This window comes from Halorubrum yunnanense, assembly GCF_026586675.1.
Taxonomy (GTDB): Archaea; Halobacteriota; Halobacteria; order Halobacteriales; family Haloferacaceae; genus Halorubrum; species Halorubrum yunnanense.
This window is the reverse complement of record NZ_JAODIX010000064.1, coordinates 37,672-60,871: the sequence shown is the minus strand read 5'-3', so window position 1 is coordinate 60,871 and position 23,200 is coordinate 37,672. Positions and strand designations below refer to the sequence as shown.

The following is a 23,200-nucleotide window of genomic DNA, read 5'->3' as shown; positions in this document are numbered from 1 at the left end:
TTGTGGACGCGCTCATGCGAGGGGAGGGATTTGAACCCACGGACCTCTACAGGAGCGGATCTTGAGTCCGCCGCCGTTTCCGGGCTTGGCTACCCTCGCACGCGGCCGGCAGTTCGGTACCGCACCTCTTTATCTCGTCGGTTGGACGCCACCGAGGTGGTATCGGGACCCTCACAGCGCGATCATCGTGACGCCGACGACAGCCAGCAGGGCGGCGACGAGCCGGACCCGGAAGTAGCGCTCGCCGAGGACGATCCCTCCGAGCACGACGGCGACGATCGCCTGCGTGTTGATCACCGGGGAGGCGACGCTCGCCGGGAGCGACGCGAACGCGACGGTGGTCAGGTGCTCGCCGAGCGCGACGAGCGCGCCGGCCGCGAGGAACTTCGGCGCGTCGCGCCGGGTGACGCTGGGCGGGGTCCGGACCGCGGCGGGGAGGAGCACGAGTCCGGCCCCGGCAAGGAGGAGGGGGACCCAGAGCGTCCCGGGGATCGCGAGCTCCTGGAGCGCCACGCGCTTCCCGAGGTCGGCGACGGCGTAACACGCCGCGCTCACCAGGGCGAGCTGTGCGGGCCGGGAATGAGCCGCGCTCACGAGCGGCGCGAGCAGGCTCCCCGGCTCGTAGTTCGCGACGTACACGGCGGCGGTGGCGAGGACGACCCCGGCGACCTGGATCGGCGCGAGGACCTGGTCGAGCAGCAGCACCTCCAGCGGGAGCACGAACATCGGGACGACTTTGTTGATCGGCGTGACGTAGGAGACGTCGCCGCCCTCGATCGCCCGAAGGAAGAGCACGAACGCGGCCGCGGTCGCCGTCGCGGTACCGGCGACGACCGCGACCGCGACGGGGTCGACGGCCGCCAGCGACGCCGCGATCGTCCCGGCTGCACCGAGCGGGTCGCCTGCGAGCGCCGCCGCGCCGAGGTCGTTCGTCGCGACGGTCACGGGGAGGAACCACGCGATCGCCGCCGCGTTGATGAGCACCGTGAGCCCCGCGGGCGGGTAGCCGGAGAAGGAGCGCTTCAATACGAAAATGTAGCTCCCCCACACGAACGCGGCTCCGATCGCGAAGAGGAGCCCGAAGTCCATCGACCGACTCAACGTCGGCCGCAGGAAAGAGGGGTTCGATCCCGGCGAGCGCGTGCGCGGTCGCTTACGCGGCCGCCTCGTCGGCGTCGTTCGGGGGCGTCTCGTCGCCCGGAGACGTCACCTCGTCCGTGGCGCCCTCGCTCGCGACCTCCATGGCGTAGCCGGCGATTCCGGCCGCCGCGGCGCCGATGCCGACGGCGCGGAGCTGCCTGCGGTACGCCGGCTTCGCTTCGAGCTCGTCGGCGTTCTCGAAGTTCTTGGCGAGGAGCTTCCGCGTGAGCGACACGCTGAGCCCGGGGGCGACCGCGGTGAGGAGCCCCTGTCCGATCACGAGCAACGATCCGACCTTGCGTTTCGACCCGTCGTCGACCTCGCTACACGGCATCTCGTCGCTGTCGAGCATGGATGTATCGAGGCGCTGGAGAGGCATTAATATTGCGCGTGTCGCACACTTACGCGTCAGTGTCGCGCCGGCGACGAGGCGACGAGGCCGGTGACGCTCCCCCGACGTCGGCGCGAAACCGTTAGCACCCCCGCCGCCCGTTACTCTGGCATGGACGAGCACACCCGGGACCCCGGCGTCGCCCCGCCGCTCGGGGACCCGACCGGGTGGCACGCGGCCGGCGGCGGCGACACGGATGACCGGGACACCGGGGGCTCTCCCGGCGACGCCCGGGTCGCCGGGGGGCACTGGGAGCACGCCACGCTCCGGCGGGCGACGGAGCACGGCGTCCGGCTCTTCAACGCCGGCGAGTACCACGAATCGCACGACTGCTTCGAGGACGAGTGGTATAATTACGGGAGCGGAACCGCTGAAAGCGCCTTTCTTCATGGAATGGTACAAGTCGCGGCGGGCGCGTACAAGCGCGCCGACTTCGAGAGCGACGCGGGGATGCGGTCGCTGTTCGAGACCGCGCTGGAGTACCTCCGTGGGATTCCAGACGACTTCTACGGCGTCGACGTCGATGACGTGCGGGCGACGCTCCGGGCCGCGCTCGGCGACCCCGCCGCGCTCGACGGGTGGCGGATCGCTCTGGACGACGCGCGGCCCGAGGCGTACCCGGCCGACTACGAGTACGCCGAGCGGATCGACGAGGCGCACTGAGTCGGATCGAGCGGGGAGTGCTCCGCGGCGATCCGAACGCGACTTACCGGCCGAGCCCGTCGAGAGGGTATGGACGTGTACGAACTGGGCGAGGGCGAGCCCGAGGTCGCGGTCGTCGGCGCGATCCACGGCGACGAGCCCTGCGGCGCCCGGGCGGTTCGACGGCTCGTCGACAGCGACCCCGACGTCGAGCGACCGGTGCGGCTGATCGTCGCCAACGAGGCGGCGCTCGACGCCGGGGTGCGCTACCTCGACGCCGACCTCAATCGGGCGTTCCCCGGGGACCCCGACTCGGACGCCCTCGAGGAGCGGCTGGCCGCCGAACTCCTCGCCGAGGTCGAGGAGTGTACCACCCTCGCGATCCACTCGACGCAGTCGTCCGCCGAGCCGTTCGCGGTGATCGACTCCGTGGACGAGGTCGCCCGCGCGGTCGCTCCCCACCTCCCGGTGGACGTGGTCATCCAGACCGACGCGTTCACCGAGGGGCGGCTCATCGAGCACCCGCACACGCTCGAGGTGGAGGCCGGCCTGCAGGGCTCCGACAGCGCCGCCGACAACGCCTACTGGCTGACGCGGGCGTTCCTGGCCGCGACCGGGGCGCTCCGGGCACCGGGCGCCGACGAGGCGGTCGACGCCGGCGGCCGCGACGCCGTCGAGGTGTTCCGGCTCCGCGACCGGATCCCGAAGCCAGAGGCCGAGGCGTACGAGGTGTTCGCGCGCAACTTCGAGCGGGTGGAGGTCGGCGAGGCGTTCGCGGCCGCCGGCGAGGAGCAGCTCCGCGCCGACGAGCCCTTTTATCCCGTGTTGCTGTCGCCGTACGGCTACCGCGACCAGTTCGGCTACGTCGCGGACCGGGTCGGGACGATCGAGTGAGCGGCGGGGCTGAGGTGAGCTTTCGACGGGCCGAGACGGGCTATTCGACCAGTTCGATCTCGTCGTCGCCGTTCGGCACCGCGCAGATGAACGCGCCCGGCTCGTCGCCCTCGTTCCGGTACCAGTGCTCGGCGCCGGCCGGGACGAGGAGCGCGTCGCCGGGGGAGACGATGTGTTCCTCGTCGCCGATCCCCACCACGTACTCGCCGGCGAGCACGTACTGCTCGTGTTCGACCGCGTTGGTGTGGCGAGGGACCGCGGCGCCGGGCGCGAGCTCGAACCGCCGCATCGCGAAGTGCGGGGCGCCGTCGGACTCGTCGAGGAGCACTCCCTTCCGAAGCCCGTCGGCGGCGTCGACCGCCTCGTAGTCGATCCCGTCGGCGCGCTTCAGGACCCCGTCCGCCGCCTCGCCGTGAGTGGTGTCGCCCATACCGACCGATCGACGGCGATGTGCTTATAAACGGCGGCCGAGCGGCGACGGGAGGAGGCGGCGTCGCGCGTCCCTCGAAACCGTCGGCGGATGCCCCGGGAGCCGCCGCCCGGATGTTTAAACGGACACCGGACCAACCCGGCCGTATGCGTGGACTCAAGATCGGGACGGCGCTGGGGATCCCGGTCAGGCTCAACTGGACGTTCCTGATCGTGTTGCCCCTCTTCGCCTACCTCATCGGCTCGCAGGTCGGGATGATCGCCGAGGTGATGAACGGGGCACTCGGCGCCGGGATCGACCCGGCCGCGCTGGCCGGGGGGCTCACGCCGTGGGCGCTCGGGCTGGCGGCGGGGCTGGGACTGTTCGGCGGCGTCCTCCTCCACGAGTTCGGCCACTCGGTCGTCGCCATGCGGTACGGCTACGAGATCGAGTCGATCACGCTGTGGCTGCTCGGCGGGCTCGCCAGCTTCGAGGAGTTCCCCGAAGACTGGAAACACGAGTTCTGGATCGCGGTCGCGGGCCCGCTCGTCAGCGTCGGGGTCGGCGTCGGCTGTTACGCGGTGTTCGCCCTGGCGCCGGCCGGGGCGAACGCCGTCCGCTTCGTGTTCGGCTACCTCGCGCTGTTGAACGTGGTGCTGGCTGCCTTCAACATGCTCCCGGCGTTCCCGATGGACGGGGGGCGCGTCCTCCGGGCGCTCCTGGCCCGGAACCAGCCGCACGCGCAGGCGACCCAGCGCGCCGCCGCGGTCGGGAAGGCGTTCGCGTTCATCATGGGGATCGTCGGCCTGTTCACCTTCCAGCTGCTGTTGATCGTGCTCGCCTTCTTCGTCTACATGGCCGCCTCCGGCGAGGCCCAGCAGACGACGTTGAAGGCCGCCTTCGAGGATGTCACCGTCGACGACGTGATGACCCGCCGCGCGGACCTCCACACCGTCGCCGAGGACACCTCGGTCGCGGAGCTGATGAGCCGGATGTTCGAGGAGCGCCACACGGGCTATCCCGTGCTGCACGGCGAGGACCTCGTCGGGATGGTAACCCTGGAAGACGCGCGGTCGGTCCGCGAGGTCGAGCGCGACGCCTACCGCGTCGACGACGTGATGGCGACGAACGTGGTCGCGGTCGGCCCGGAGGCGGGCGCGGTGACCGCGCTCGAGACGATGCAGGAACACGGCGTCGGCCGCCTGCCGGTCGTCGACCGGGAGGAGAAGCTCGTCGGGATCATCTCGCGCTCGGACCTGATGACCGCGTTCAGCATCATTCAGACGGGCGGCACGCCCAGCGTCATCAGCGGGCGCCGACGGGTCGGCGACGACCCCGACGTGTTCTGAGCCGAGGGAGCTCCGCGTGCGGGTCGACGGCCCGAATCGGGGACGGCGCGGCGACCGAAAGCCACTCTTCGCCGCCGACCGAACGAGCGACCATGAGCGAGTCCGACGCGACGGCCGCGGTCCCTGTGACGGTGTACACCCGCGAGGACTGCCACCTCTGTGACGCCGCCCGGGAGACCATCGAGGAGACCGCCGGGGGGATCGACGTGGCGATCGACCTCGACATGGTCGACGTCGACGAGGACCCCGATCTCGCCGAGGAGTACGGCGAGCGGGTCCCCTACGTACTGATCGACGGCCACCCGGCGTTCAAGTACGAGGTCGACGAGCGCGAGCTGCGGCTGAAGCTGTTGGCGGCGTCCTGATCCGGTATTTAAAAGCCAACGACGTCGACCGTCTGGGCCCCTACTCGTCCGCGTCAACGGTCTCGGTCTCCGCGCCGGGGAAGATGCTCACGAACCAGACGACGCCGAGGACGCTGACGGCGGTCCCGAGATACCCGAGGTACGTCCCCGCTCGGCGGAGCGGGAACCGGATCACGGCCCCGAGCATGATGAACGGCGGCGCCAACGCAGCCAGCCTGTACCCGATACCGCGAGTGACCGTCACCGACTCGGTGACGGAGAACAACGCGACGCCGGGCAGCCCGAGCAGCACGCCGAACCCGAACAGCCAGTAGCCGTTCGCCTCGTCGTTCGTTGTCGGGGTGCCAATTCGCCGTTCGTACACCCCGCCCTCTCGGTCCGGTTCGCCATTCGTTTCCGTGGTTTGACATTCTCCGGCCTGTTATATGTGGTTGTGTGTGACAGCATGACAGCTACGGACGGCCGAACGACCGCGACCCGAGCGTTTACCCGTCGAACCGCCCCTCGTTGGAGTATGTACGTACTCAGAGGCGGACGGGTCGTCGACGCCGCGGGAATCCGTGAGGCCGACGTGGCGATCGCGGACGGGGAGATCGTCGCGGTCGGCGACGACGTCGAGGGCGACGCCGATGATGTCGACGGGGAGATCGACGCCGGCGGCAAGGTGGTCGCTCCCGGGCTGATCGACGCGCACGTCCACGTCATGATGGACGGGCGTCCCGACGTCTCCACCGCGGTCTCCGAAAGCGACTACGCCGCGAGCTACCGGGCCGCGGGGAACCTTCAGGACGCGGTCGAGGCCGGCGTCACGACCGTCCGCGACCTCGGGAGCCGCGGGACGCTCGCGCTCGACGCGGGCGAGGCGGTCGCCGCCGGCGACCTCGACGGCGCGCGGGTCCTCGGGTGCGGCCGCAACGTGATCATGACCGGCGGCCACGGCAACTGGTTCGGCCGGGAGGCCGACGGGCCGGCCGAGGTCCGGAAGGCGGCCCGCGAGCAGCTGAAGGCGGGCGCTGACGTGCTCAAGTGCATGGCGACCGGCGGCGTTCTCACCGAGGGCGCGGTGACGGGCGCCCCCGAGCTGACGCCCGAAGAGCTCGCCGCGTTCACCGACGCGGCCGCGCCGACCGACACGCCGACCGCGGCCCACGCCCACGGCGAGGCGGGGATCAAGAACGCCGTCGAGGCCGGGATCTCCAGCGTCGAACACGGGACGTTCATGGACCGGGAGGCCGCCGAGATGATGGCCGAGCGGGGGACTTACTGGGTCCCGACCGCGAGCGCGCTCCGGGGCATCGTCGACAACGGGGTCGAGGCCGGGATCCCCGCAGACGCCGTCGCGAAGGCCGAGGACGCCGCCGACCGCTTCGACGACGCGTGGGACCACGCGCTCGACGCCGGCGTCCCGATCGCGATGGGCACCGACGCCGGGACGCCGTTCAACTTCTTCGAGGAGATCCCGCAGGAGCTCGCGTACATGGTCGACTACGGCCTCTCGCCGGAGGCGGCGCTGGAGGCCGCCACCGTCAACGCCGCCGACCTGCTCGGAATCGACGACATCGGCCGAATCGAGGAGGGGTACCAAGCCGACCTCGTCCTCCTCGACGCCGACCCGACCGAGGACGTCGAGGCGTGGCAGGAGCCCGAGGCGGTGTTCGCCGCGGGCGAGCGGATGGTATAAAAGAGAATCTTTCTCGGGTGGGATCGATCGTTTATAAATGCCTCTGCGGTGGCGCGCGCCTCCGAGCGGTCGCTCTCGGCGACCGCGAGGAGCGCGTGCGAGGGACGCGGCGACCGAAGGGAGCCGCGAGGCTGGGGAGGCGTGAGGTGCGGTTGCCGTGCGGGGCAGGGTGGGGCTCAAAGGGGCAGCCGCGAGGACGAAGCCCGGCGCAGTAAGCACTGGAAGGAGCGAATGAAACGAGCGACTGAAGCGCGCAACAAGCCGCGCGAGTCCTCGCGGCTGGGGCTTTGGAGATGTTCACTGCTGATCCGTCATCACCTGCTTATAAACGAGCCGCTGGGGATTTGGAGGCGTTCACCGCCGATCCGCAATCAGGTATTTATAAGCGAGCGGCTTGGGCTTCGGAGACCTTCACCGCTAAGTCCGAACAGGAGTCGAAGACGAACCCGCGTTTTTAATCCGAGCCGCCGCAAGGATCGCCCGATGACGAGCGCGCACTCCGGGTCGTCCGCCCGGCACGCGGATCCAGACGAGAACCCCTACGTCGAGGCGCCGCCGACCGACTTCGAGCCGGTCGACGAGCTCTCGGCCGAGGACGCCGCCGGACAGGCGTCGCTGCTCCGGTCGGCGGTCCGCGAGCACGACCACCGCTACTACGTCGAGGCGGATCCCCTCGTCCCCGACGAGACGTACGACCGGCTGTTCGCCCGGCTCGAGGAGCTGGAGGAGGCGTTCGATCTCCCGACCGAGGACTCGCCCACGCGCCGCGTCGGCGGCGCGCCGCTCGACGAGTTGGAGACCGTCGAGCACGTCGCGCCGATGCGCTCCATCGACAACGCGACGGAGGCCGACGCGGTCCGGGAGTTCGACGAGCGCGTCCGGCGCGGGCTCAGCGCCAATGGGTTCGACCCCGACGACGTCGCTTACGTCTGCGAGCCGAAGTTCGACGGGCTCTCCGTCGAGGTGATCTACGAGGACGGCGTCTACGCCCGCGCCGCTACGCGCGGGGACGGGACCGAGGGCGACGACGTCACCGAGCAGGTGCGGACGGTTCGGTCCGTCCCCGGGAAACTGCGCGGCGACCCGCCGGCCACGCTGGCGGTCCGCGGCGAGGCCTACATGCCCCGCGACGCGTTCGAGGCGTACAACGAGGCGCTGATCGAACGCGGCGAGGAGCCGTTCGCGAACCCCCGCAACGCCGCGGCCGGGACCCTCCGCCAGCTCGACCCCGCAGTCGTCGCCGAGCGTCCGCTCGACGTCTTCTTCTTCGACGTATTGGTGTGGGAGACCGGCGATAGCGGAGAGAGCGAACCCAACCCCCCGGAGCGCCCCGACGCCCACTGGGACGAGTTCGACGCGTTCGACGCGTTCGGGCTCCGCCGCGCCAGCCGAGTGGATCGCGTCGGCGACGTCGAAGACGCGATCGACTACCGCGACCGCCTCATGGCCGAGCGCGACGACCTGAACTACGAGATCGACGGCGTCGTGATCGCGGTCGACGACCGGGCCCACCGCGAGGCGCTCGGGTCGACGTCGCGGGCGCCGCGCTGGGCGTTCGCCTACAAGTTCCCGCCGCGGACCGCGACGACGACCGTCGAGGGGATCACGGTGCAGGTGGGCCGGACCGGGCGGCTCACCCCCGTCGCCGAGCTCGACCCGGTCGACGTCGGCGGCGTCACCGTCTCGCGGGCGACCCTCCACAACCCCGCCGAGATCGAGGCGCTCGGCGTGAACGTCGGCGACCACGTCCGGATCTACCGCGCCGGCGACGTGATCCCGTACGTTCCCGAGGTCGTCGAGAAGCGCTCGGAGGGGGCCTACGAGTTCCCCGAGACGTGTCCGATCTGCGACGCCCCCGTCGAGCGCGACGGCCCCCTCGCGTTCTGCACCGGCGGGCTCGGTTGCTCGGCGCAGCTGGAGCGGGCGGTCGAACACTGGGCGCGGCGGGACGCGCTCGACATCGAGGGGCTCGGACCCGAACGCGTCGAGCAGCTCCGCGAGGCCGGCCTCGTGGAGTCGCTGCCGGACCTGTACGACCTGACGGTCGAGGACCTGGCCGCCCTAGAGGGGTGGGGCGAGACGAGCGCCGCGAACCTCGTCGCCGAGCTGGAGGCGACGAAGGAGCCGCCGCTCGACGCATTCCTCGCCGGACTCGGGGTCCCCGACGTGGGGGCGACCACCGCCCGCGCGCTCGCGGCGGAGTTCGGCGACCTCGACGCCCTCCTCGACGCCGACGAGGCGGCGCTGCGGGCGGTCGACGATGTCGGTCCCGAGGTGGCCGGCTCGATCCGGACGTTCCTCGACAACGAGGAGAACCGGGCCGCGATCGAGGGGCTCCGCGAGCGCGGCGTCGGGCCCGAGTCGGTCGACGGCGAGACCGGTGACGCGCTCGACGGGCTCACCGTCGTCTTCACCGGGTCGCTGTCGGCGACGCGGAGCGAGGCGCAGGCGCACGTGGAGGCGCACGGGGCGAACGCCACGTCGAGCGTCTCGGGCAACACCGACTACCTCGTCGCCGGCGAGGACCCCGGGCGGTCGAAGCGCGAGGACGCGGACGGCGAGGGCGTTCCCGTCCTCGACGAAGACGCGTTCGCCGACCTGCTCGGGGAGCGCGGCGTAGCGTGGCCACCTGAGAGCGAGTAGCGAACCCGCAACCCTTTATCCCGAGACGCTGGAACGAGGGGTATGACCGCCATCGAGCTGCGTGGCGTGCGAAAGGAGTTCGGCGACGTCACGGCCGTCCGTGACCTCGACCTCACCGTCGAGGAGGGCGAGGTGTACGGGTTCCTCGGCCCGAACGGCGCCGGCAAGTCGACGACGATCGACATGCTGCTTGACCTCGTTCGCCCGACCTCGGGGACGGTGCGCGTCCTCGGGAGAGACGCCACCGGCGACGGGGTCGCGATCCGCCAGCGGACCGGCGTGCTCCCGGACGGCTTCTCGGTGTACGAGCGTCTCACCGGCCGGAAACACGTCGAGTTCGCGGTCCGGTCGAAGGAGGCCGATGACGACCCGGACGACCTGTTAGAGCGCGTGGGAATTCTCGACGACGCCGACCGCAAGGCCGGCGGCTACTCGAAGGGGATGCGCCAGCGGCTCGCGCTCGCGATGGCGCTCGTCGGCGACCCGGACCTGCTCGTCCTCGACGAGCCCTCGTCCGGGCTCGACCCCGCAGGCGCGAAGGAGATGCGCGAGATCGTCGAGCGCGAGGCCGACCGCGGCGCGACCGTCTTCTTCTCCTCGCACATCCTCGAACAGGTCGACGCCGTCTGCGACCGGGTCGGCATCCTCCGGGAGGGCGAGCTCGTCGCCGAGGACTCCGTGGAGGGGCTCCGCGAGGCCGTCGGCGGCGAGGAGACGCTGGAGATCGCGGTCGGCGGCGCGGACGGGACGGAGGGTGCGGGCGACGCCGGGGTCGAAGCGGTGCGCGCTGTCGACGGCGTCAGCCGCGTCGACCGCGACGGCGACGCGCTCGTCGTGAGCTGTGCCGACGGCGCCAAGACCCGCGTCATCGCCGCGCTGGAGGACGCGGGGGTCGCCGTCGACGACTTCCACACCCGGGAGGCGTCGCTCGAGGACCTCTTCTTGGCGTACACGGAGGGCGACGCGCCGACGACCGGGGCGTCAGACGAGGGATCGTCGACCGGCGGCGCCGACGCCGCCGACGAGGAGGTGGAGCGATGAGCCTCGTCGCCATCGCGGAGAAGGACTTCCAGGACGCGGTGCGCTCGCGCGGGATGATCGCCCTCGTGGCGCTGTTCTCGCTGCTCGTGGCCGTGTTCGCGTTCGTGATCAGACCGACCGGACAGGGAGAGCAGTTCGCGACGGAGCTCCTCTTGCGCTTCTTCGTCAGGCCGTTCCTCGTGACGACGCTCGTCCCGCTCGTCGGGGTCGTGATCGGCTACAACGCCGTGAGCGGGGAGCGCGAGTCCGGCTCCCTGAAGCTGCTCCTCTCGCTGCCGCACTCGCGGGCCGACGTCGTCTTCGGGAAGGTCGTCGGTCGGGGCGCCGCGCTGTCGGTCGCGGTGTTCGCCGGCTTCCTGCTGCCCGCCGCCGTGTTGGCCGTGCTCGCGCAGACCGGAGGCATCGCGGCGTTCAACGCCGGCTCGTACTTCGGGTTCACCGTCTTCGCCGCGGTCCTCGGCGTCGTCTTCGTCGCGATCGCGGTCGGGTGCTCGGCCGCCGCGTCGACCCAGCGGCGCGCGCTGATCGGGGGCGTCTCGATCTACGTCCTCTTCGTGCTGCTGTGGGGCGCCGTCACCGGGCAGTTCCTCGGCGCCGCGGGCGGGATCGTCGACCCGCTCCCGCTGTCGACGGAGCAGGTCCGGATGTTCCTCCGCGTGTCGAACCCGAAGACCGGCGTGGAGATCCTGTCGAACGCGTTCCTCGGCGGGCAGCTGTTCACGGGCGAGACCGTCAACCGGCAGATCTCGGCGGCGTCGATGCTCGTGTTCTGGACGATCGCGCCGCCGCTGGTCGGGCTCTGGAAGTTCGACACCGACGGTTTATAAGAGGGAACGGCCGCCTCGGGACCGGCTACGCCGACGCGCGCTCGATCGCGGCCTCGAGGTCCGCGACGATGTCGGCCGGGTCCTCGATGCCCACGGAGAGCCGCACCATGTCGCCGGTGACGCCGGCGGCCTCCTGTTCTTCCTCCGTTAGCTGCTGGTGGGTCGTCGACGCCGGGTGGATGATGAGCGTCTTCGCGTCGCCGACGTTCGCGAGCAGCGAGGCGAGGTCGGCGTTCTCGACGGTTCCCCTCGCGGCGTCGTAGCCGCCCTCCAGCCCGAAGGTGATCATGCCGCCGTAGCCACCCTCCAGGTACTCGCTCGCCTCGTTGTGGGTCTCGTGGCTCTCCAGTCCGGGGTAGTTCACCCACGCCACGTCTTCGTGCTCCTCGAGGTACTCCGCGACGATGCCGGCGTTCTCGCAGTGGCGCTCCATCCGGAGCGGGAGCGACTCCGTCTGCTGGAGCGTGTTCCACGCATCGAACGGCGACTGCTGGTCGCCCAGGTCTCGGAGCCCCCGCGTCGTCGCGGCGAAGGTGAACGCCGCGTCGCCGAACGCCTCGACGAAGTTGATCCCGTGGTACGCCGGGTTGTCCTGCGCGATCTCCGGGAACTTCTCGGGGTAGTCGGCCCACGGGAAGGAGCCGCCGTCGACGAGGACGCCGCCGACGGTGGTCCCGTTACCGGTCAGCCACTTCGTCGTCGACTCCCAGACGAGGTCCGCGCCGTGATCGAGCGGGCGGCACAGGTACGGCGTCGCAAACGTGTTGTCGACGAACAGGGGGACACCGTGCTCGTGAGCGATGTCGGCAATTCGCTCGATGTCGGGCGTGACCAGGGCCGGGTTCCCGATGGTCTCGAGGTGGACGTAGGCGGTGTCCTCGTCGATCGCGTCGGCGTACCCCTCGTAGTCGAGCGGGTCGACGAACCGGGTCGAGACCCCGCGCCGCTCGACGGAGTGGGTGAAGTACGTGTACGTGCCGCCGTACAGCGCCGACGAGGAGACGATGTTGTCGCCGGCGGACGCGAGCATGAACGTCGCCAGGTCGAGCGACGCCATCCCCGACGAGGTGGCGACCGCGCCGACGCCATTCTCGAGGGAGGCGATCCGCTCTTCGAGGGCGGCGTTCGTCGGGTTCATGATCCGGGAGTAGACGTTGCCCGCCTCCTCCAGCGCGAACAGCCGAGCGGCGTGGTCGGCGTCCTCGAACTCGTAGGAGGTCGTCTGGTAGATGGGCGTGGCGCGGGCGCCGGTCGCCGGGTCCGGATCTGACCCCGCGTGGACGCTTCGCGTGCGGAACTCGCGGTCGACGTCGTCTTCGTCGGCTGGCATACTCTTTCGTGGGCGCGCCGTGCGCTTAAACCCGCCCGGACCTTGCGGACGTTTCCGGTACCTCGGAGACGGGGCTTGGGGACGGATCTCGGCGGCGCGCCGGCGGTTCCGGATCGAGCGATCCCTCTCGTGACAACCGTTAACAGCGTCGGCCCGTAACGTCGAGTATGGGAACCCAAGGTCCGCGCGACGATACCCTCGAGTTGGAGGACGCGATGGGCGGCATCCCGGACTCCGTCTGGCAGTACACGGCCCTGGGAGCCGCGCTGCTCGTCGGATTCGCCCTCCTCAGCCGGAGTCTCGTCTTCGGCGTCGCGGCGCTCGCGGTGTTGCTGGCGGCCGTCACGGTCGTCAGCGCGGTCGAGATCGTCGACGCCTACGAGAAGGAGGCGCTCACGGTGTTCGGCGAGTTCCGGAAACTGCTCGAACCGGGCGTCCACCTCGTCCCGCCGTTCGTCTCGCGGACGTACGCGTTCGACATGCGGACCCAGACGATCGACGTGCCGAGCCAGTCGGCGATCACGCGGGACAACTCGCCGGTGACGGCGGACGCGGTCGTCTACATCAAGGTGATGGACGCCAAGAAGGCGTTTCTGGAGGTCGACGACTACAAAAACGCCGTCTCGAACCTCGCGCAGACGACCCTCCGGGCCGTCCTCGGCGACATGGAGCTCGACGACACGCTCTCCCGACGCGACCAGATCAACGACCGGATCAACGAGGAGCTGGACGAGCCGACCGACGAGTGGGGGATCCGCGTCGAGGCCGTCGAGGTCCGCGAGGTGAGTCCGTCTCAGGAGGTCCAGCGCGCGATGGAGCAGCAGACCGGCGCCGAGCGTCGGCGCCGCGCGATGATCCTCGAAGCGCAGGGGGAACGCCGCTCCGCGGTCGAGCAGGCCGAGGGTGACAAGCAGTCGAACATCATCCGCGCGCAGGGCGAAAAGCAGAGCCAGATCCTCGAGGCGCAGGGGGACGCGATCTCGACGGTGCTGCGGGCCCGCTCCGCCGAGTCGATGGGCGAGCGCGCCATCATCGAGCGCGGGATGGAGACTCTCGAGGAGATCGGGAAAGGCGAGTCCACGACGTTCGTCCTCCCGCAGGAGCTCACCAGCCTCGTCGGCCGCTACGGCAAGGCCCTCTCCGGTTCCGACGTGCAGGACATGGAGGGGTTAGAGAGCAAGGAGTTCGACGAAGAGACGGAGAAGATGCTCGGCTTGGAGGACATCGAGAGCGCCCTCGAGCAGCTCGACACGGTGGCCGACAGCGACCTGCGGACCGACGAGACCCGCGACGCCGAGGCGGTCGACGACGTCGACCTCGCCCGGCAGGAGGAGGAGACCCGGGAGGCGGACCGGGACATCGAGCTGGAGGCCGAAAGCGAGCGGCCGGGGACGTAAGCCCGACTCGCGGCTGCCACACATCGTCGATGGAGACGATCGCTGACGTTCCCAGAGCCGAAGATGTCCACCCCGTGGCGGACCGGGACATCGAGCTGGAGTCGGAGACAGAGTGATTGAGACGAGAGGCGAGCCGCTACGAGTAGCGATCAGCTCTCACAGGCTCTACACTCGAGAATATCCCGACTGAATTTCTGTGCGGCATTCACGCTGTTCTGATAGTAGAGGCTCTTGACCCCCTTCTTCCAAGCTTCTATGTAGAGCTGATTGATCTCCTTGACGCTCACTTCACTCGGATCGATCGAGACGTTCACGCTCTGCGCTTGGTCGATGTACGTCTGTCTCTGTGCCGCCTGGTTTATGATCGCCATCTGCGGTATCTCGGCGAAGGTCTTGAACACCTCTTTCTCTTTGTCCGTCAGACAGTCGAGATGTTGAACGCTCCCGTCTTTGTTCGCGATGCTGTCCCAGACTTCGCGCGTATCTTTGCCCCGTTCCGCCAGTATCTCTTGAAGGAATCTGTTCTTTTGCGTCGACTTTAGCTTCGCACCGTCTCGCACGAAGTAGTTCGATTTCAGCGGCTCAATACTCGGACTGACTTGGCCCAGAATGACGCTGCTCGACTTCGTCGGAGCCACGCTCATCGTCGTCGTGTTTCGCCTGCCGTAGCCCTCGAGAACCTCCGGTTCCCCGAACTCGTCGGCGAGCGCTTCACTCGCCTCGTAGCTCCGTTCTCTGATCGTCCGGAATATCTCCCCGTTCTTCTCCATCGCCTCCATGCTGTCGAAGGGGATCATGTTGCGCTGGAGATAGCTGTGCCACCCGAGGACGCCGATCCCTATCGCCCTGTGTCGCTTCGCAAACCGAACGGCCCGCTCCATGAACCGTACGCCCTCCGTGCGCTGGATGAACTCCTCCATCACCGCGTCCAGGAACCGCGTCAACGTCTCCACTGCGTCGGTGTCCTTCCATTCGTCGTAGTGGAGAGCGTTCATACTCGAGAGACAGCAGACGAAGCTCTCGTCTTCCGTGGCCGGCAGCGCTATCTCAGTACACAGGTTGGACGCGTTTATCTGGTAGTCCTTGTCCTTGTAGACCTGTGGTTTACCCTCGTTCATGTTCCCCCGGAAGATTATATACGGAACGCCGATATTGATTCGGGTCTCGATGATATCCGCCCAAGTCTCTCGCTTCTCTTCATCGCCGTCAATCATCGCCTGAAACCAGTCGTCACCGATGATGACGCCGTAGTAGATGTCCTGTACTGGGTCCCCTTCGGTTTTGATATTAAGCCATTCGTCCAAGTCGTCGTGTTCGACATCGATATAGCCGGCGAACTGCCCTCGTCGGGTTTCGCCCTGGCTGATGACGTTAATGATCGTATCGAACAGTTCCGTGAAGCTGTAACTCCCGTTGCTCTTGCCGTTGTTCGTTATCGGACTGCCCCGCGGCCGCAGTTCACCGAAGTACCCGCTCGTGCCGCCGCCCTGCTTGGTCATCTCACCCACCTCGGCTTGGGTGTGGAGGATGCTCTCGATGTTATCCTGTATGTAGCTACCGAAGCAGCTGATAGGAAGGCCCCTATCCAGTCCGAAGTTGGACCACACTGGGCTGGCGAGACTATAGAAGCCGCGGCTCATGTACTCGTAGAACTTGTCCGCGAACCCCTCCTCACCGAGGATCTCCTCGGCGCGCTCCGCTATCTGTCTGACTCGCTCCTCCGCTTCGACGCCCTCAAGGAGGTATCCGTCTCTGAGGAACTCTCTGCTGTCCTCGTTCAGCCAGTAGAACGGTTCGTTATGCCGTTGCGCAACGCTATCGAGTTCTGTTTGTGCCATTGTTAGAACATGTCCTCGGCGGTAACGCTCTGCGTGTGTTTGTTGTACGTGGTCGACCGCTTGCTGAAGAAGTCGTTGTCCTTGGTCATCATAATGTCCTCGTCGAACCAGCGCGTCTCCTCGAGCAGGTCGTCGTCCGTCTCGAATATCGGTTCCACGCCGACAGTTTCGAGGCTCTGATTGAACCGATCTCGCAGAAACGCGTCGACGTGCGTTCGAGGAAGGAAATCCAGCTCGCCGTCAGCGAATATCCAATCCAGTATTTCGGTCTCTGCCTCGTAGGCCTGCAGACAGGCCTCCTGGACGTCATCCTCGAAGTCATCATCGAAGAGGTCCGGATTCTCCTCTCTGATCGTCTCCACCAGCTCGATCCCGAACAGACCGTGAATCTGCTCCTCTTTGCTGGTTGCTTCGACAGCGTTCGCTATTCCCTTGAACTTCTTTTCGTGCTTGTCGAAGCTCGTCATTATGAGGAACTGGCTGAATAGCGATACGTGTTCGACGAACGTACTGAACAGCAGGATGCTCATCACGTACTCCCGCTCGTCGTCGCTCTCGCTCTTCTCCAGATACTCGTCGAGGTACTCGATCCGCTTTTTCATCGCCGGCTCCGCAGTCACCTGCTCAAAATCGTCCGTGATTCCCAAGACGTCGAGTAGGTGACTGTAGGCGTCCATGTGCCGCACCTCGCTTTCCGCAAAGGTCATACCCACGTTCCCGACCTCGGCTTTCGGCATCTCCTCGTAGATGTCCGACCAGAACGTCTTCACCTGCACCTCGATCTGCGCGATAGCCAACATCGTCCGCTTGATAACGGTCTGCTCAGCTGGCGTCGTGTTGACCTTGAAGTCTTGGACGTCTCCGTCGAAATTAAACTCCGTGTGTACCCAGTAGCTGTTCCGGATTGCCTCGACGTAGTCGAGAAAGTCGCTGTATTCGTAGGGCTTCAGCTGTTTCCGCTCCGAGAAGATGTCCGTCTCTACGTCTGTGCCTGCACTCGCGTTCGTGATTGTGTCTTCGCTTTCACTCATCGTTGCCCATGTCGAACGTGACCGATCGCGTTGGATTGCCGCTGCCACTGTCTAGCATCAGTCTGGTGAGTCCGACCGCAGTCGTGTTGCTCGGGAGACGGTCTTACAGCGTAACCTGAGTGTAGCCGTATGAACCGTATCAGACCACACAGACTCCGCCGGTATAAGTATTACTAACAAAATTGTAGTATAACAAACTCACTTTCACACTGAAAGGACGGAGTCGTTCCTCCGATCCACAAATGGGCGGTGCCGAGACGGGGACTGAGCGGTGATCTCCGGCTACGGGTGGTCGCTACAGTGCCCAACTGGCAGCGTCAAGCACCCACACTAGTCCAACCGCGATGACTCCGTCGAGCAGTTCGGCGAGAAGCGCGAACCCGGGGCCGGACGCGAGCGAGAGACCGACGAGACGTGAGACTCGGACAACGTCGACCTCGCCCGGCAGGAGGACGAGACCCGCGAGGTCAACGGCGACATCAAGCTGGAGGCCGAAAGCGAGCGCCCGGTGAACGAGGGTCGGAGTCGGCCTCGAACGAATCCGACCGACCTACGGTCGCCAGTTTGCCGGATCGACCGCCCAGAGCGCGCTCACCGCGATGACGCCGCCGACGCCGCCGGCGACGAGCGCGAGCGCGGAGCCAGGGACCGCGACGAACGACGCGAGCAGCAGGACCGCGGCGACGAGCAGCGCGACCGTGTCCTCCGTGGTCGACGCGCGCACGACGGGCGCCACGGCGCCGCCGACGACGGCGCCGGCCGCGACCGCGGCGGGCGGCCCGGAACGCAGCGCCGCGAGCGTCTCCGACCCGACGAAGGCGGCGAGGGGCGCCCCGACGTCGGTTCCGATTCCCGCGCCGAGCGCCAGCGCGCCGACGGCGCCGAGCGCGGGCGCGGAGAGCGCGGCGCGCGCGGAGAGGTCGACGGCGGCGAGCGCGGCGGCGCCGGAGACCAGCAGCACTGAGCCGACCGCGAGGAGCGCGGGCGCGGCCAGCAGCGACACCGGAGACGGCGCGACGAGGTCGACGCCGCCGGAGACGGTTCCGGTTCTCGGGACGACCACGGGCGCGACGGCGGCCGCGCCCGCGAACGCGACGGCGGCGAGCGCGAGGAGAGCGAGTCCGAGGAGGCGGCGACGGAGCGACATTATATCGGCGAAGAGGCCGGCAAGACACAAAACGATCGCGGGACGGGGACGGGATCGCGAGCGGGGATCTAAACGGTCACGCCGGCGCGGTCGCCGTCGATCGAGACGACGATCCGCTTCGGCGGCCCCCGTTCGTCCGTCAGTCGGACCAGGAGCGTCTTGACCACCGGGTCGTCGGGCTCAACGTCGCCGCGGACGCCGATGCGGTCGACAGCGATCCGGAGGGATCGGTCGCCGGTGCGGCTGATCGCGCCGAGGCGGAGCTCGACTTCGGGGACCGTGAGGCGCTGTGCGGCGACGAGCACGGCCTCCCCGCCGTCGTCGACGAACGCGGTCGCGTCGACGAACGCTCGCGCCTCCGCGGCGCCGGGACGGAGAGCGCTCCTCGCCGCCGCGGTCGATCGGAAGGAGGCGGCGTGAGTGATGAGCTCCGCGGGACGGCTGAGGACGCTCTGCCCGTCGGCGAGGGGGTTGCCGTCGACGTAGCGGCTCCGGACCGCGAGGTCTCGGGGCGTCGACGCCGCGAGGTCGTGGAGGCGGTCAACGCAGCCCGCGGTGGCGGCGGAGACGGCGACGGCCACGACCGCGCGGCGATACATGTGACAGCCTCCACGGCTCGCGGGTAAAAACCCCGTCGTCGCGCGTGTCGGGGAGTGAGAATCGGAGCCGACGCGAGGACGATCGACTGGACCGCCGGGCCCGGCTACTCGTCGGCCACCGGCGCGGGGACCCCCCCGTCGTCGGCGTCAAGCTCGAAGGCGCGGCGGAGCTCGGCGATCCGGTCGCGGATGTCGGCCGCCAGCTCGAACTCCAGGTTGCTCGCGGCCTCGTCCATGCGATCTTCGAGCGCCTCGATCTGCGCCTCCGCCTCGGCTTCGCTCTCCACGTCGCCGACGCTGACGCTCGAGGTGTCCGTCTTCGACCCCGGGAGATTCGTCTCGGTGACCGGCTTGTCGATGGTCGTCGCCTCGTAGCCGTGTTCGACGTTGTACTCGAGCTGGATCTCGCGGCGGCGCTGGGTCTCGTCGATGGCTTCCTGCATCGAGTCGGTGGTTCGGTCGGCGTAGAGGACGACCTCGCCGTTGACGTTGCGGGCGGCTCGCCCCATCGTCTGGACGAGCGTCGTGGTGGAGCGCAGGAACCCCTCCTGGTCGGCGTCGAGGATGGCGACGAGGCTCACCTCCGGGATGTCGAGCCCCTCGCGGAGCAGGTTAATGCCGACGAGCACGTCGATGTTGCCGAGCCGGAGGTCGCGGATGATCTCGTGGCGTTCGAGGGTGTCCGTCTCGTCGTGCATGTACGCGACGTCGACTCCGGCTTCCTCGAAGTACTCTGTGAGGTCCTCGGCCATGCGCTTCGTGAGGGTCGTGACGAGGACGCGCTCGTCGCGCTCGATCCGCTCGTCGACGCGATCGAGGAGGTCCTCGACCTGCCCCGTCGCCTCCGCGATCTCCACCTTGGGGTCGACGAGGTGGGTCGGGCGGACAATCTGCTCGACGATCCGGTCGGAGGTCTCGCGCTCGTAGTCGGCCGGCGTCGCCGACACGTAGAGCGTGCGGTCCGTCTTCTCCTCGAACTCCTCGAACGTCAGCGGGCGGTTGTCGTAGGCGGTCGGCAGGCGGAACCCGTTCTCGACTAAGGAGTCCTTCCGCGACTTGTCGCCCTCGTACTGTCCTTTGATCTGCGGGATCGTCTGATGAGACTCGTCGATCACGGTGAGGAAGTCGTCGGGGAAGTAGTCCATCAGAGTGTACGGGGCGTCGCCCGACTCCCGGTCGTCCATGTGGACCGAGTAGTTCTCGATCCCGGAACAGTAGCCCGCCTCCCGGAGCATCTCGATGTCGAAGGTGGTGCGCTCCTCGATGCGCTGGGCCGCCACGAGATCGCCTTGGCGCTCGAAGTAGCTCACGCGCTTCTCCATCAGGTCCTCGATCTCCGCGACCGCCTGCTCCAGCTTGTCGTCGGGGATCGAGTAGTGTTCCGCCGGGTGGAGCATCACCGCGGGCTCCTCGCTCACGACCTCGCCGTGCATCGGATCGACCTTGATGATCCGGTCGATCTCCTCGCCCCACAGCTCGACTCGCACCGCGTAGCGCCCGTACATCGGGTAGATCTCAACCGTGTCGCCCCGGACGCGGAAGGTGCCCTGCGTGAAGTCCACGTCGTTGCGCTCGTAGTTCAGGTCGACGAGCCGGGTGAGCAGCTCCTCGCGGCCGACCGCCTCGCCGACCTCCAAGCGGAGCGCCATATCGCGGTAGTTCCCCGGGTCGCCGAGCCCGTAGATGGCCGAGACGCTCGCGACCACGATCACGTCGTCGCGCGTCAGCAGCGAGCGCGTCGCCGAGTGGCGCAGGCGGTCGATCTCCTCGTTTATCGACATCTCCTTGTCGATGAACGTGTCCGTCTGTTCGACGTACGCCTCCGGCTGGTAGTAGTCGTAGTAGGAGACGAAGTACTCGACGGCGTTGTCCGGGAACAGCTCGCGGAACTCCTCGTACAGCTGGGCCGCGAGCGTCTTGTTGTGCGCTAAGACGAGCGTCGGCTGGTCTAACTCCTCGGCGACCCACGAGACGGTGTTCGTCTTCCCGGAGCCGGTGACGCCGAGCAGCGTCTGCTTGTCGGCGCCCGACTCGAACCCCTCGACCAGTTGCTCGATCGCCTCCGGCTGGTCGCCCGCGGGCTCGAACGGGGCGTCGACGCGGAGGGGGCGGTCGACGGTGGGGCGGTCCTCGGAGAGGGGGGAGTCGGCGTCGCTCACGATACGCCCTGTTGGGCGGCGAAACACTTGAGCGGCGGGGCTACGTCGGTGACTGCGGCGAAACCGGTTCCGCGCGGACGTTCACCGAGAGAGTACGCGACTCGATCGGCGGTGCCTTTAGTAATACCGAACTCGTAGGTACAACTAAGACAGATGAGTAGTACAAGTGAACCAATGGTAGTACGTGTCTCACAGAAAGGGCAGGCCACGATCCCGAAGGGGCTCCGCGAGAAGTTCGGGATCGAGGCGCCCGGCGAGGTGTTCATCTACGAGGAGGAGGGGCGAATCGTCGTCGAACCGGTCCCCTCGCCGGACGAACTCCACGGGATCCACGCCGAGGGCCACGAGCGCGGGGAAGCAACGGAGCGGCTCCGTGAGCTGCGAGACGAGGAGAAGCGTCGGGAAGCCGAGCGGGCCGACCGGCTCCGCCCGTCCGAGGACGAATGAGCGGCGGCTACGTCTTCGACACCGAGGCGATCGTCGCGTACCTTTACGGAGAACCCGGTCACGAAGCGGTCGCCGCGCTCCTCGACGACGTGTTCGCCGGCGAATCGGCGGGGGCGCTCGCCGAGACGAACGCCGGCGAGGTGTTCTACCTCGTCTCCCGGTTCGAGGGCGTCGACGACGTCCCGACGGACGCCTCGCTTCGGGAGGCCGACCGGGACCTCCGCGCGCTTGAGCGGCGAGGATTGGACATCGAGTCGGCGGACTGGCGACTGGCGGCCGAGGTGAAAGCTCACGGGAACATCTCGCTCGCCGACGCGTACGCCGTCGCGCTCGCTCGTGATCGCGACGCGACGCTCGTCGCCGGCGCGGACGACGACTTCGACGACCTGCCCATCGAGGTCGACGTTCGTCGGTTCCGAGACCAGAGCGTGTAGGTCGGCAACTGTGATCTCCTCCGACATCCCAGCCGCTTGCTTATAAATAGCTGATAGCAGATCGCCGTCGAACGCGTCCAAAGTCCCAGCCGGCCGCTTATAAATGGTTGACAGCAGATCGGCGGCGAACACCGCCAAAGCCCCAGCTGCGAGGCGGACGCACGCTCGCTGTGCTCCTCACTCAGTCGCTTACGCTCCTTCGTTGCGGTGCTTACGTCGCCTGCGCCCGCCTCGCGACTGCCCCTTTGAGTCCCACCCCGCACGGCACCGCCCCGCACCTCACGCCTCCCCAACCTCGTCGCTGGCGCCGATAGTGATAGTCGAAAAATTTGTAATGTTCGCGTGAGATCGTCAGGTATGCCTGGACCGTCGAAGCAGCTCGTCAAACATCTCACTGAAGAGGAGATCGACGAGACGATTGATCAAGCTCAATCGGACGAAGAACCTCGTCTCGTCCGGCGATTATGCTTGATTAAAAACGTCTATCTCGGCGATACAGTCACCGAAGCGGCGACGCGTGTCGGCGTCTCGACGCCGACCGCGAGCCGCTGGATCGATCGCTGGAACGACGGCGCTGTCGACGGTCTTCGACCCGAGTTCGGTGATGGCCGTCCGCCAAAACTTGACGAGCACCAGCGCGAAAGACTTCGAGAGGTGCTTGAACGGCATCAACCGCTCACCACCCACGAAGTTCAGCGGCTTATCGAAGATGGATTTAACGTATCTTACTCACAACGACATCTTTCACGAGTTCTCAAAGATCTTGGACTTAAATACGCGATCCCTCGACCAGAATCTCCGGATCGCCCTGATGATGCTGAAGAGCAGCTCGAAGAACGTCTTGAGGCCGCTCTCGACGATCTTGATGACGACGCGATGACTGACGGCGGTGTCGTCGTCGGGTTTCTTGACGAAGCGTGGCCTCGACCGACGGACAACAGCCGGCGGTTGTGGGCCTTCGAGAAACCAACGATCCAAAAGGAGACGCCGACAGAGAATTTTGACGATGTCGTCTTCGGATTTTACGCGCTTAATGGAACGAGTGTCGTCGACTGCAAAGCGGATCTAAGCAAGGAATCTGTGGGCGATTTTTTCCCACAAGATCCGCGAGAAGAATCCTAAGCGACCGATCATCATCGTTTGCGACAACTTTTCGTCTCATTTTGCTGAGTATGTCGATAATATAGTAGAACAGCTCGATCTGACGAGAGTAGCATTACCGCGGTATTCACCAGATCTCAATCCGATCGAACAGATCTGGAAGAGTGTAAAACGCGATCTGTCGCCGCTTGATGCACCCGATGTAGAAACGTATCGAACGCTCATCTGTGACATTTTTCGTAAATATGCTCATCGCCTCAGCTTTGCGAGAGCGTGGGTTGATCGCTTCTTATCTTTTCAAAAGTTATGACTACCAGTAATGGCGCCAGCGACTC

The 23,200-nt window shown here is 67.3% G+C and carries 22 protein-coding genes, 1 tRNA gene and 1 pseudogene; 13 read left to right on the top strand and 11 right to left on the bottom strand.

All coding sequences use genetic code 11. The features are described from left to right. Positions 1-15: 15 nt before the first annotated feature. The 3 genes from N5096_RS13675 to N5096_RS13665 form a co-directional block, all read right to left on the bottom strand. Positions 16-99 (bottom strand) — tRNA-Leu (locus N5096_RS13675). A 72-nt stretch (positions 100-171) separates the two neighbouring features. Further along, the gene (locus N5096_RS13670; protein ID WP_267665371.1) at positions 172-1,089 is read right to left on the bottom strand and encodes an EamA family transporter; all 918 of its coding nucleotides are present in this window, start codon (positions 1,087-1,089) and stop codon (positions 172-174) included. A gap of 64 nt (positions 1,090-1,153) precedes the next feature. Continuing rightward, positions 1,154-1,492 carry a hypothetical protein gene (locus N5096_RS13665; RefSeq protein WP_267665370.1) on the bottom strand — a complete coding sequence of 113 codons (339 nt, stop codon included), beginning with the start codon at positions 1,490-1,492 and terminating at the stop codon, positions 1,154-1,156. Between the two features lie 150 nt (positions 1,493-1,642). Between N5096_RS13665 and N5096_RS13660 the strand changes: the two genes are divergently transcribed. Together N5096_RS13660 and N5096_RS13655 are read left to right on the top strand one after the other, a co-directional pair. Continuing rightward, positions 1,643-2,194, top strand: coding sequence for a DUF309 domain-containing protein (locus tag N5096_RS13660; RefSeq protein WP_267665369.1), 552 nt, complete (start codon positions 1,643-1,645; stop codon positions 2,192-2,194). A 69-nt stretch (positions 2,195-2,263) separates the two neighbouring features. Beyond that, positions 2,264-3,067 (top strand): M14 family metallopeptidase, encoded by an 804-nt coding sequence (locus tag N5096_RS13655; RefSeq protein WP_267665368.1) that lies wholly within the window; start codon positions 2,264-2,266, stop codon positions 3,065-3,067. 40 nt (positions 3,068-3,107) lie between these two features. On the opposite strand, the gene N5096_RS13650 is transcribed toward N5096_RS13655, so the two are convergent. Continuing rightward, complete coding sequence (locus N5096_RS13650) at positions 3,108-3,497, bottom strand: cupin domain-containing protein (protein WP_267665367.1); 390 nt, start codon at positions 3,495-3,497, stop codon at positions 3,108-3,110. A gap of 146 nt (positions 3,498-3,643) precedes the next feature. Between N5096_RS13650 and N5096_RS13645 the strand changes: the two genes are divergently transcribed. Together N5096_RS13645 and N5096_RS13640 are read left to right on the top strand one after the other, a co-directional pair. Continuing rightward, on the top strand, positions 3,644-4,825 hold the full coding sequence (locus N5096_RS13645) for a CBS domain-containing protein (RefSeq protein WP_267665366.1): 1,182 nt from the start codon (positions 3,644-3,646) through the stop codon (positions 4,823-4,825). A 92-nt stretch (positions 4,826-4,917) separates the two neighbouring features. Next, complete coding sequence (locus tag N5096_RS13640) at positions 4,918-5,190, top strand: glutaredoxin family protein (RefSeq protein ID WP_267665365.1); 273 nt, start codon at positions 4,918-4,920, stop codon at positions 5,188-5,190. A gap of 58 nt (positions 5,191-5,248) precedes the next feature. Here N5096_RS13640 and N5096_RS13635 read toward each other — a convergent pair. Beyond that, positions 5,249-5,554, bottom strand: a pseudogene (locus N5096_RS13635) (cell division protein CdpA domain-containing protein); the annotation flags it as partial. 150 nt (positions 5,555-5,704) lie between these two features. Here N5096_RS13635 and N5096_RS13630 point away from each other — a divergent pair. The 4 genes from N5096_RS13630 to N5096_RS13615 all read left to right on the top strand — a co-directional run bounded on the left by N5096_RS13630 (position 5,705) and on the right by N5096_RS13615 (position 11,382). Beyond that, positions 5,705-6,871, top strand: a complete 1,167-nt coding sequence (locus N5096_RS13630) for a metal-dependent hydrolase family protein (RefSeq protein ID WP_267665364.1) — start codon at positions 5,705-5,707, stop codon at positions 6,869-6,871. 483 nt (positions 6,872-7,354) lie between these two features. Continuing rightward, entirely contained in the window at positions 7,355-9,514 is a 2,160-nt protein-coding gene (ligA, locus tag N5096_RS13625) for an NAD-dependent DNA ligase LigA (RefSeq protein WP_267665363.1), read from the top strand. A gap of 42 nt (positions 9,515-9,556) precedes the next feature. After that, entirely contained in the window at positions 9,557-10,555 is a 999-nt protein-coding gene (locus tag N5096_RS13620; RefSeq protein WP_267665362.1) for an ABC transporter ATP-binding protein, read from the top strand. Then, positions 10,552-11,382, top strand: coding sequence for an ABC transporter permease (locus tag N5096_RS13615; protein WP_267665361.1), 831 nt, complete (start codon positions 10,552-10,554; stop codon positions 11,380-11,382). The genes N5096_RS13620 and N5096_RS13615 overlap by 4 nt, the downstream gene beginning before the upstream one ends. 25 nt (positions 11,383-11,407) lie before the next feature. Here the strand turns inward: N5096_RS13615 and N5096_RS13610 are convergent, their stop codons facing one another. Then, positions 11,408-12,712, bottom strand: a complete 1,305-nt coding sequence (locus N5096_RS13610) for an O-acetylhomoserine aminocarboxypropyltransferase/cysteine synthase family protein (RefSeq protein WP_267665360.1) — start codon at positions 12,710-12,712, stop codon at positions 11,408-11,410. Positions 12,713-12,879: 167 nt separating this feature from the next. Between N5096_RS13610 and N5096_RS13605 the strand changes: the two genes are divergently transcribed. Further along, on the top strand, positions 12,880-14,109 hold the full coding sequence (locus N5096_RS13605) for an SPFH domain-containing protein (protein WP_267665359.1): 1,230 nt from the start codon (positions 12,880-12,882) through the stop codon (positions 14,107-14,109). Between the two features lie 149 nt (positions 14,110-14,258). On the opposite strand, the gene N5096_RS13600 is transcribed toward N5096_RS13605, so the two are convergent. The 5 genes from N5096_RS13600 to uvrB all read right to left on the bottom strand — a co-directional run bounded on the left by N5096_RS13600 (position 14,259) and on the right by uvrB (position 20,883). Next, positions 14,259-15,947 (bottom strand): ribonucleoside-diphosphate reductase subunit alpha, encoded by a 1,689-nt coding sequence (locus N5096_RS13600; RefSeq protein ID WP_267665358.1) that lies wholly within the window; start codon positions 15,945-15,947, stop codon positions 14,259-14,261. Positions 15,948-15,949: 2 nt separating this feature from the next. Continuing rightward, the gene (locus N5096_RS13595; protein WP_267665357.1) at positions 15,950-16,978 is read right to left on the bottom strand and encodes a ribonucleotide-diphosphate reductase subunit beta; all 1,029 of its coding nucleotides are present in this window, start codon (positions 16,976-16,978) and stop codon (positions 15,950-15,952) included. A gap of 550 nt (positions 16,979-17,528) precedes the next feature. Next, entirely contained in the window at positions 17,529-18,128 is a 600-nt protein-coding gene (locus tag N5096_RS13590; RefSeq protein ID WP_267665396.1) for a hypothetical protein, read from the bottom strand. Positions 18,129-18,193: 65 nt separating this feature from the next. Next, complete coding sequence (locus N5096_RS13585) at positions 18,194-18,724, bottom strand: hypothetical protein (RefSeq protein WP_267665356.1); 531 nt, start codon at positions 18,722-18,724, stop codon at positions 18,194-18,196. 104 nt (positions 18,725-18,828) lie between these two features. Beyond that, a complete protein-coding gene (uvrB, locus tag N5096_RS13580) occupies positions 18,829-20,883 on the bottom strand; it encodes an excinuclease ABC subunit UvrB (protein WP_267665355.1) in 2,055 nt (684 codons plus the stop codon). A 174-nt stretch (positions 20,884-21,057) separates the two neighbouring features. Here uvrB and N5096_RS13575 point away from each other — a divergent pair, with 174 nt between their 5' ends. The 4 genes from N5096_RS13575 to N5096_RS16565 all read left to right on the top strand — a co-directional run bounded on the left by N5096_RS13575 (position 21,058) and on the right by N5096_RS16565 (position 23,175). Beyond that, entirely contained in the window at positions 21,058-21,330 is a 273-nt protein-coding gene (locus N5096_RS13575; RefSeq protein WP_267665354.1) for an AbrB/MazE/SpoVT family DNA-binding domain-containing protein, read from the top strand. Beyond that, on the top strand, positions 21,327-21,764 hold the full coding sequence (locus N5096_RS13570; RefSeq protein ID WP_267665353.1) for a PIN domain-containing protein: 438 nt from the start codon (positions 21,327-21,329) through the stop codon (positions 21,762-21,764). The genes N5096_RS13575 and N5096_RS13570 overlap by 4 nt, the downstream gene beginning before the upstream one ends. A gap of 357 nt (positions 21,765-22,121) precedes the next feature. Further along, the gene (locus N5096_RS13565) at positions 22,122-22,886 is read left to right on the top strand and encodes an IS630 family transposase (protein ID WP_267665352.1); all 765 of its coding nucleotides are present in this window, start codon (positions 22,122-22,124) and stop codon (positions 22,884-22,886) included. Further along, positions 22,843-23,175 (top strand): transposase, encoded by a 333-nt coding sequence (locus N5096_RS16565; RefSeq protein ID WP_379790477.1) that lies wholly within the window; start codon positions 22,843-22,845, stop codon positions 23,173-23,175. Before N5096_RS13565 ends, N5096_RS16565 begins: the two co-directional genes overlap by 44 nt. The last annotated feature ends 25 nt before the right edge of the window (positions 23,176-23,200 follow it).

Bases quoted from the DNA above. Each gene is read 5' to 3' on its own strand.
- N5096_RS13640 (WP_267665365.1), top strand. From the start codon at position 4,918: ATGAGCGAGTCCGACGCGACGGCCGCGGTCCCTGTGACGGTGTACACC.
- N5096_RS13570 (WP_267665353.1), top strand. From the start codon at position 21,327: ATGAGCGGCGGCTACGTCTTCGACACCGAGGCGATCGTCGCGTACCTT.
- ligA (WP_267665363.1), top strand. From the start codon at position 7,355: ATGACGAGCGCGCACTCCGGGTCGTCCGCCCGGCACGCGGATCCAGAC.
- N5096_RS13670 (WP_267665371.1), bottom strand. From the start codon at position 1,089: ATGGACTTCGGGCTCCTCTTCGCGATCGGAGCCGCGTTCGTGTGGGGG.
- N5096_RS13630 (WP_267665364.1), top strand. From the start codon at position 5,705: ATGTACGTACTCAGAGGCGGACGGGTCGTCGACGCCGCGGGAATCCGT.
- N5096_RS13600 (WP_267665358.1), bottom strand. From the start codon at position 15,947: ATGGCACAAACAGAACTCGATAGCGTTGCGCAACGGCATAACGAACCG.
- N5096_RS13665 (WP_267665370.1), bottom strand. From the start codon at position 1,492: ATGCTCGACAGCGACGAGATGCCGTGTAGCGAGGTCGACGACGGGTCG.
- N5096_RS13655 (WP_267665368.1), top strand. From the start codon at position 2,264: ATGGACGTGTACGAACTGGGCGAGGGCGAGCCCGAGGTCGCGGTCGTC.
- N5096_RS13620 (WP_267665362.1), top strand. From the start codon at position 9,557: ATGACCGCCATCGAGCTGCGTGGCGTGCGAAAGGAGTTCGGCGACGTC.
- N5096_RS13645 (WP_267665366.1), top strand. From the start codon at position 3,644: ATGCGTGGACTCAAGATCGGGACGGCGCTGGGGATCCCGGTCAGGCTC.
- N5096_RS13610 (WP_267665360.1), bottom strand. From the start codon at position 12,712: ATGCCAGCCGACGAAGACGACGTCGACCGCGAGTTCCGCACGCGAAGC.
- N5096_RS13575 (WP_267665354.1), top strand. From the start codon at position 21,058: ATGGTAGTACGTGTCTCACAGAAAGGGCAGGCCACGATCCCGAAGGGG.
- N5096_RS13650 (WP_267665367.1), bottom strand. From the start codon at position 3,497: ATGGGCGACACCACTCACGGCGAGGCGGCGGACGGGGTCCTGAAGCGC.
- N5096_RS13595 (WP_267665357.1), bottom strand. From the start codon at position 16,978: ATGAGTGAAAGCGAAGACACAATCACGAACGCGAGTGCAGGCACAGAC.
- N5096_RS13605 (WP_267665359.1), top strand. From the start codon at position 12,880: ATGGGAACCCAAGGTCCGCGCGACGATACCCTCGAGTTGGAGGACGCG.
- N5096_RS13565 (WP_267665352.1), top strand. From the start codon at position 22,122: ATGCCTGGACCGTCGAAGCAGCTCGTCAAACATCTCACTGAAGAGGAG.
- N5096_RS13660 (WP_267665369.1), top strand. From the start codon at position 1,643: ATGGACGAGCACACCCGGGACCCCGGCGTCGCCCCGCCGCTCGGGGAC.
- N5096_RS13585 (WP_267665356.1), bottom strand. From the start codon at position 18,724: ATGTATCGCCGCGCGGTCGTGGCCGTCGCCGTCTCCGCCGCCACCGCG.
- N5096_RS13615 (WP_267665361.1), top strand. From the start codon at position 10,552: ATGAGCCTCGTCGCCATCGCGGAGAAGGACTTCCAGGACGCGGTGCGC.